The following is a 9,258-nucleotide window of genomic DNA, read 5'->3' on the forward strand; positions in this document are numbered from 1 at the left end:
TTCTGGTGGACCGGGGTGGCTGGTCGGGTTCGCTGGTGTCGGGTGTGCCGTCGGTGTTCGCGCAGGTGCTGGCGTCCGGTGTGGACCTGGACGTGGAGCACGTGGTGCTCGCGGGCGAAGGGCTCCCGGCGCAGGTGTTCAACGCGATCGACGTCCCGGACATCGCCAACATCTACGGGCCGACCGAGGCGACCGTGTACTGCCTGGCCTGGCGTTCGTCGGGCGATCAAACTTTGACCCGCCCGGCGCTGACCGGGCGTCCGCTGGCCAACACCCGGGCGTATGTGCTGGACGCGAACCTGAAGCCGGTGCCGCCGGGTGTGGCGGGGGAGCTTTACATCGCCGGAGCCGGAGTGGCACGCGGCTACGTCAACCGGGCCGCGCTGACTGCCGAGCGGTTCGTCGCCGACCCGCACGGGTCGGCGGGGGAGCGGATGTATCGCACCGGCGACCTGGTGCGGTGGACTGCCGACGGGGAGATCGACTACCTGGGCCGGGTCGACAACCAGGTGAAGATCCGGGGCTTCCGGATCGAACTGGGCGAGGTCGAGGCCGTCCTCGCCGGCGTCGATGGTGTCGAGTCCGCGGTGGTCGTGGCCCGCGGTGAGCACCTGGCCGGATATGTGAGCGGTGACGTCGACGCCGTCGTGGTGCGGGAGCGGGCCGCCGCCCTGTTGCCGGCCTACATGGTGCCGTCGGTGGTGACCGTGCTCGACGCGATGCCGGTGAACGCCAACGGCAAGCTGGATCGCGGCGCTCTGCCGGACCCGGTGTTCGCCGGTGGCGGTGGCGGCCGGGTGGCGGCCACGGTCACCGAGAAGCTGCTGTGTGAGGTGTTCGCCGACGTCCTGGGTGTGGAGTCGGTGAGTGCCGACGACGGGTTCTTCGATCTGGGCGGGCATTCGTTGCTGGCGACCCGGTTGGTGTCGCGGGTGCGGGCCGTTCTCGGTGTGGAGTTGCCGATCCGTGCCGTGTTCGAGGCCCCTACTCCGGCCGGGCTGGCGGTGCTGGCCGCTGACGCACCGCCGGCCCGGCCGCCGATCACCGTGCGTACCCGGCCCGCGCAGTTGCCGTTGTCGTTCGCGCAGCAGCGGTTGTGGTTCCTGAACCGTCTGGACACCGGTGGTCTCTACAACATCCCGATCGCGGTCCGCCTCACCGGCGACCTGGACACCGACGCCCTGATCGAGGCGATCGCGGCGGTGGTGACCCGGCACGAGACCCTGCGGACCATCTTCCCCGACCAGGACGGGCAGCCCCGGCAGGAGCTGCTCGGACCGGCCGAGGCTCGGGCCCGCCTCCGGGTCGGCACCCGGCCGGTCGACCCGCGCGAGGCGGCGGACGTGACGTTCGACCTCGCCACCGACCTGCCGATCAAGGTGTCGCTGAGCGCTCCGGCGCCCGGCGAGCACCTGCTGCTGATCGTGCTGCACCACATCACCGGGGACGGCTGGTCGCTGGCGCCGTTGCTGCGGGACCTCGCCGAGGCGTACCGGAGACCGGGCATCGCTCTGGAAGAACTGCCGGTCTCGTACGCCGACTACACGCTCTGGCAGCAGGAGCAGACCGGCGCGTACGCCCGGCACCTGGAGTTCTGGCGGGAGTACCTGGACGGGGCGCCGGACGTCGTGGAGATCCCCGGCGACCTGCCCCGCCCTGCCGTGCCCAGCCACCGTGCCGGCGTCGTCGCGTACCGGGTGGACGCCGGCCTGCACCGGCGGCTCGCCACGCTGGCCCGCGACCACAACGCCAGCCTGTTCATGGTGCTGCAGACCGCCCTCAACGCCCTGCTCACCCGGCTCGGCGCCGGCACCGACATCGTGATCGGCACCCCGGTCGCCGGCCGTACCGACGCCGCCCTCGACGACGTCGTCGGCCTCTTCGTCAACACCCTGGTCCTGCGCACCGGCACCGACGGCGACCCCACGTACCGGCAACTGCTGGACCGGGTCACCGAGAGCACCCTCGCCGCCCTCGCCCACCAGGACCTGCCGTTCGACAAGCTGGTCGACGACCTCAAACCGGAACGGTCGCTGTCGCGGCACCCGTTCTTCCAGATCATGCTGGCGCTGCAGAACAACGCCGACCCGGACCTCCCGCTGGACGGCGTCACGGCGGAGGCGGTGGACCTCGGCCCGGGGCCGGCCAAGTTCGACCTGACCGTCGAACTGGCCGAGACCTTCGACGGCGACGGCGCCCCGGCCGGTCTGACCGGGCATCTGGTCTACGCCGAGGACCTCTACCAGCACGGCGCCGTCGAACGCCTGGCCCGGCAGCTCACCACGATCCTGACGACCCTCGCCGACCGGCCCGGCGAGCGGATCGGCGACACCGTCCTCGGCGACGCCCCGCGCACCGCCGCGGGCCCGGTGGAACACCTGCCGCTGATCGACCGGTTCGCGGCCCAGGCCGTGGCGACCCCGGACGCGATCGCGCTGGTCACGGCCACCGAGCGGCTCACCTACCGGCAGCTCGGCGCGCGGGCGGACCGGCTCGCGCACCGGCTGGTCGCCGCGGGCGCCGGACCGGAACAGGTGGTCGCGGTCGCCCTGCCGCGGACCGCCGGCCTGATCACCGCGGTGCTGGCGGTGCTCCGGACGGGCGCGGTCCTGCTGCCCGTCGATCCCGGCCTGCCGGCCGAACGGATCGCCTACCTGGTCCGCGACGCCGGGGCCCGGCTGTTCGTCACCGCGGGCGACACCCTCACCCCCGGCGGCGTACGGGTGATCGACGCCCGTGACGAACCGGCAGCCGCCCCGGAGCACCCGGCCGGGACGACGGTGGACCCGCGTTCCGCCGCCTACCTGATCTACACCTCGGGTTCCACCGGACAGCCCAAGGGCGTCGTGGTGCCGTACCGGGGCCTCGCCACCCTCGCCGCCGAGCACGCCGACCGCTGGCCGGCGCACGCCGGCCGGCTGCGGGTGGGGATGACCGCCGTGTTCTCCTTCGACACCGCCTGGGAGGGCACGCTGCTGATGGCCGCCGGCCACGAGCTGCACCTGGTCGACGAGCAGACCCGGCTCGACGCGGAGGCGTTCGCCGCCCTCGTCGACCGGGAACGGCTGGACTTCCTCAACGTCACACCCACCCATCTGCGGGCGCTGATGGCCGCCGGGCTGTTCGGCGCCGGGCGGCACCACCCGCGGGTCCTCGTCGTCGGCGGGGAGGCGATCGACCGTGGCCTGTGGGCCGAGATCGCCGCGCTGCCCGGCACCTCCGGCGTCAACTTCTACGGCCCCACCGAGACCGCTGTGGACGCGTTCGCGCAGGAGATCGCCGCGGGCGCCGAACCGGCGATCGGCCGGCCGCTCGCCGGGATGGCCGGGTACGTGCTCGACGAGCGGCTGCGGCCCGCTGCGCCCGGCGCGGTCGGCGAGCTGTACCTGGCCGGCGCGCAGCTCGCCCGCGGCTACCTGGGCCGGACCGGGCTGACCGCCGAACGGTTCGTCGCCGACCCGTACGGGCTGCCCGGCGAGCGCATGTACCGCACCGGCGACCTGGTGCGGCTGCGGCACGACGGCGCGCTGGTCTTCCATGGCCGGTCCGACGGCCAGCTCAAGATCCGGGGCTTCCGGATCGAGCCGGGCGAGATCGAGGCGGCGCTGACGGCTCTGCCGGAGGTGGCGCAGGCGGTGGTGGTGGCCCGGGCCGACAGCCGCGGCCACCAGCGGCTCGTCGGGTACGTCCGCCCGGAGCCCGGCGCCGTTCCCGTGCCGGAGGCGGTCCGGTCCGCGTTGCGCGCCACCCTGCCGGACTATCTGGTCCCGGCCGCGATCGTCACGGTCGACGGGTTCACCCGTACCGCCAACGGCAAGCTCGACCATCGCAGCCTGCCGGAACCGGACTTCGGCGCCGTCGCCACCACCGCCGCGATGCCCCGCGACCAGCGCGAGCGGGTGCTCTGCGAGATCTTCGCGGAGGCGCTCGGCCTGCCCGCCGTCGGCGTCGAGGACAGCTTCTTCGACCTGGGCGGCGACAGCATCGTCTCGATCCAGGTGGTCAGCCGGGCCCGCAAGGCCGGACTGGTGCTCACCGCCCGGGACGTGTTCGTGCACAAGACGGTGGCCGGGCTGGCCGCGGTCGCCACCGAGACCGACGGTTTCGCCGTGGCCGACGACGGGACCGGTACGGTGCCGCTCACCCCGGTGATGCGCGGGCTGGTCGACAGCGGCGGCGCGTTCACCACGTTCAACCAGACCGAACTGGTCGTCCTGCCGGCCGGGATGCGGTGGCCGGACCTGACCGGCGCGGTGCAGGCGGTGCTGGACCGGCACGACATGCTGCGGGCGGCGTACCGGCCGGAGGACGGCGGATCGCTGACCGTGCCGCCGCCCGGCACGGTCGCCGCGGCGGCCCGGATCCGCCGGGTGGACCTCGCCGGGGCAGCCGACCCCCGCGCCGTCGTCGCCGCCGAGGCCGACGCGGCCCGCCGCCGGCTGTCCCCCGAGGACGGCCGGATGATCGACCTGGTGTGGTGCGACGCCGGCGACACCGGCCCCGGCCGGCTCGTCGTCGCCGTCCACCACCTGGTGATCGACGGGGTGTCCTGGCGGATCCTGCTGGCCGACCTGGCCGAGGCGTGGCAGGCGGTCACGGACGGCGCCGAACCCCGGCTCACTCCGGTGTGGACGTCGTTCCGCGGATGGTCCGGCCGGCTCGCCGAAGCGGCCCGGGACCGGGTCGCCGAACTCGAACACTGGCAGACCGTCCTCGACGGCGCCGACCCGATCCTCGGGCGGCGCAAACTGGACCCGGTCACCGACACCATCGGCAACGCGGTCACCCACCACATCGATCTGCCGGTGGCGACCACCCGGGCGCTGCTGGCCGAGGTGCCCGCCGCGTTCCATGCCGGTGTCGACGACGTGCTGCTCACCGGCCTGGCCCGGGCAGTCGGGCAGTGGCGGCAGCGGCGCGGCCTGCCCGGCGACAGCTCGGTGCTGATCGACCTGGAGGGACACGGCCGCGACGAGCCGGCGCCCGGCGCCGATCTGTCCCGGACCGTCGGATGGTTCACCAGCGTCTACCCGGTACGGCTGGATCCCGGTGACGCCCGGCGGCCCCTCGACGAGTCGGTCAAGGCGGTCAAGGAGCAACTGCGGGCGGTGCCCGGCAAGGGACTCGGGTACGGGCTGCTGCGGCACCTGCACCCGGAGACCGCCGCCCGGCTCGCCGGCCTGGGCGAACCGCAGCTGGCGTTCAACTACCTGGGCCGCTTCCGGACCTCCGCCCCCGGCTCGTCGCCGCACGGGTCCGCGCCGGAGCCGTGGACCCTCGACACCGGCGCGGGCCCGCTGACCGCCGTCGGCGACGACGACCTGCCGTTCGCCCACGCCATCGAGATCAACGCGGTGGCCGAGGACGGCCCGGACGGCCCCCGGCTGACCGCGACGCTGGCCTGGCCGCGCGGGCTGTTCACCGAGACCGAGACGAGCGACCTCGCCGAGACCTGGCTGCGTGAGCTGGACGCGCTCGCGGCACTGGCCGACGACCCGGTGGCGGGCGGACTCACCCCGTCCGACCTGGACCTTCTGTCCCTGAGCCAGGACGACATCGACCTGCTCGAGGACGACGAGACCGACTGAGCGCAGACGAGCGCGAGAGAGGTACGCACGCATGAAGAAGTCCGCCGTCGAGAACATCCTGCCGCTGACGTCGCTGCAGGAGGGCTTTCTCTTCCACGCCCTGTACGACCGGGAAGGCCTGGACGTCTACACCGCGCAGATGGCCATCGAGCTGACCGGTGACCTGAACGCCGGCGCGCTGCGGGCGGCCGCGGAGGCGATCGTGCGGAGGCACGCCAACCTGCGGGTCTCGTTCCGCTACCGCGGTCTCGACCGGCCGGTGCAGGTGGTCCGGCGCGAGGTGCGTACCCCCTGGCGTGCGGCCGACCTCAGCGGCGCCGGGAACCCCGAGGAGGCGTACGCCGAACTCCTCGACGCCGAACGGGTGCGCCGTTTCGACATGAGCCGGGCGCCGCTGCTGCGGTTCGTGCTGGTCACCCTGCCGAACCGGGTGCACCGGCTGGTCCTGACCATGCACCACATCCTGATCGACGGCTGGTCGGTGCCGGTGCTGCTGGACGAGCTGTTCGCGCTCTACGAGTCGCACGGCGACCCGGCCGGGCTGCCCCGGGTGGCGCCGTACCAGGACTACCTGGCCTGGCTGAACCGGCAGGACCGGCCGGCCGCGCAGACCGCCTTCACCGCCGCGCTCGCCGGTCTCACCGAACCCACCCTGGTCGGCGGGGGCGCGAGCCGCGGGGAGGCGGTCGCGCCGGAGAGCGTCCTGGTCGAACTGCCCGAGGACCTGACCGCCCGGCTCACCACGACCGCGCGCCGCCGCGACCTGACCCTCAACACGTTCCTGCAGGCCGCCTGGGGCATCGTGCTCGGCCGCTACCTGGGCCGGACCGACGTGGTGTTCGGGGGCACGGTCTCCGGCCGCCCGCCGGAGCTGCCCGGCGTCGAGCACATGGTCGGGCTCCTGATCAACACGCTGCCGGTCCGGGTCCGGTGGACCGGCCGGGACTCGCTCGCCGACGTGCTGACCGCGCTGCAGCGCCGGCAGACCGAGCTGATGCCGCACCAGCACGCCGGGCTCACCGAGGTGCAACAGGCGGCCGGGCTGGGCGAGCTGTTCGACACCGCCACCGTCTTCGAGAACTACCCGGTCGACGTGGACAGCACGCCCGCGCTCGCCGACGGCGTCCGGATCACCGACTTCCAGGCCCGCGACGCCACCCACTTCGCGGTCAGCGTGGTCGGCATGCCCGGCGAGCGGCTGTCGTACCGTCTCGACTACCGGCCGGACGTCTTCGACGCGGCCACGGTGACCCGGTTCGCCGAGGGGATGCGGAGGCTCCTCGAGAGCGTGGCGGACGACCCGGACCTGCCGATCGCGGCCGTCGGCCTGCTGACCGCGGACGAGCGCACCCGCATCCTGGAGACCTGGAACGCGACCGGCCACCCGGTCGACCGGGTCACCCTCACCGACCTGCTGGACCGGCAGGCCGCCCGCACCCCGGACGCGATCGCCGTCACCGGCGGCGGCGCCGACCTGACCTACCGCACCCTGCACGCCTGGGCGAACCGGCTGGCCCGGGTGCTGATCGACCGCGGCGCCGGCCCGGAACGGCTGGTCGCGGTCGCCCTGCCCCGCGAGCCGATGCTGCTCGCCACCCTGGTCGCCGCGCTCAAGAGCGGCGCCGGTTACCTGCCGGTCGACCCGGACCAACCGGCCGACCGGCTCACCGGCATGCTCGCCGAGACCCGGCCGGTGTGCCTGGTGACCACCGCCGCCCTCGCGGACACGATGCCGGACCCCGGCGTGCCGGTGCTGCTGCTCGACGACAACGACCTGCGTACCGAGATCGCCGCGCGCCCGGACGGCGACCTGACCGACGCCGACCGGCTCGCCCCGCTGACCCCCGCCCACCCGGCGTACGTCATCTACACCTCCGGATCGACCGGCAGGCCCAAGGGCGCGCTGATCGAGCACCGGGCGGCGGTGAACTACCTGGCCTGGGCGGCGGACACCTACCCGGCGACCGGTGACAGCGTGCTGCTGCACTCGCCGGTCTCGTTCGACCTGACCGTCACCGGGATCTACGCGCCGCTGATCTCCGGCGGCCGGGTGCGGCTCGGCGCCCTGGCCGAGGACGACCTCCCGGACACCCGGTTCGCGTACCTCAAGGCCACCCCGAGCCACCTGCAACTGCTCAATGTGCTGCCCGCCGCGTTCTCGCCCACCACGGAACTGGTGCTCGGCGGGGAACCTCTGCCCGGGCGGCAACTCGACGTGTGGCGGTCCGCGCATCCCCGGGCACGGGTCGTCAACGAGTACGGCCCCACCGAGACGACGGTCGGCTGCACCTGGCTGGCGATCGAGCCGGGAGACGCCATCGACGCCGAGGTGCTCTCGATCGGCCGGCCGATCTGGAACACCCGGGCGTACGTGCTGGACGCCGCGCTCGCCCCGGTCGCCCCGGGCGTCGTCGGCGAGCTCTACATCGCCGGGGACAACCTGGCGCGCGGTTACGTCGCCCGGCCCGGTCTCACCGCCGGCCGGTTCGTCGCCGACCCGTTCGGCGAGCCCGGCGCCCGCATGTACCGCACCGGCGACCTGGCCCGCTGGTCCGAGGACGGGCTGCTGTGGTTCGCCGGGCGCTCCGACGACCAGGTGAAGATCCGTGGCTACCGGGTCGAGCTGGGGGAGATCGAATCGGTCCTGTCCACCCACCCGGCCACCGGGCCGCTGGCGGTCCTGGTGCACGAGGAGAAAAGCGACAAACGGCTGGTGGCGTACGTGGTACCGGCCGCCCCCGGCACTCGCCTGGACATCCCCGCGCTCCGGGCCCACGTCGCCGCGGAACTGCCCGGCTACATGGTGCCGTCCGCGTTCGTGGAACTCGACGTCCTGCCACTGACCGGCAACGGCAAGCTCGACAAGCGCGCCCTCCCGGCCCCGGTCTTCGGCGAGACGGGCGCCCCGGCCGCCACCCGGCGGTTCCGGTCGCCCACCGAGGAACTGCTGGCCGGCGTGTTCGCCGACGTGCTCGGCGTCGCCTCGGTCGGCCCCGAGGACAGCTTCTTCGACCTGGGCGGGCATTCGCTGCTCGCCACCCGGCTGGTCGGCAAGGCCCGTACCGTGCTCGACGTCGAGCTGACCATCCGCTCGGTGTTCGAGTCACCGACGGTCGCCGCGCTGGCCCGGGTGGTGGAGACCGCGCAGGGCGCCCGCCGGGCCGTCCAGCCGATGCCGCGCCCCGACGTCATCCCGCTGTCGTACGCCCAGCAGCGCCTCTGGTTCCTCAACAACCTGGAGGAGAGCGCCACCGCTTACCACCTGCCGCTCGCCGTCCGGCTCACCGGCGACCTGGACCGGGACGCGCTCGTCGCCGCGCTCGGTGACGTGCTGGAACGGCACGAGGCGCTGCGCACCGTGTTCCCGCAGGCCGACGGGCAGCCCCGCCAGGACGTGCTCGCGCCGGACGAGGCCCGGGCCCGGCTGACCGCCGCCGTGGAACGCTGCGAGACCGACGAGGACCGGCTGCCCGGCAGGCTCGCCGAGATCGTCGCCCGCCGGTTCGACCTGAGCACCGGCCTGCCGGTCCGGGCCGCCCTGCTCGACCTCGCCGACGACGAGACCGTGCTGCTCCTGGTGGTGCATCACGTGGCGGGGGACGGGTGGTCGATGGGTCCGTTGTTCCGGGATTTCGGGGTGGCGTATCGGGCTCGGGTGGCGGGGTCGGTT

General features: G+C 73.8%; 2 protein-coding genes. Both read left to right on the forward strand.

The window, feature by feature from the left end; all coding sequences use genetic code 11:
- The first annotated feature begins 35 nt into the window (after positions 1–35).
- Entirely contained in the window at positions 36–5,588 is a 5,553-nt protein-coding gene (locus ACZ3II_RS43455; protein ID WP_465526759.1) for an amino acid adenylation domain-containing protein, read from the forward strand.
- Positions 5,589–5,619: 31 nt separating this feature from the next.
- Positions 5,620–9,258: amino acid adenylation domain-containing protein (locus ACZ3II_RS43460; protein WP_465526761.1), on the forward strand; the 3,639-nt coding region annotated here is incomplete at its 3' end.

The organism is Actinoplanes sp. NPDC019969, assembly GCF_055562375.1.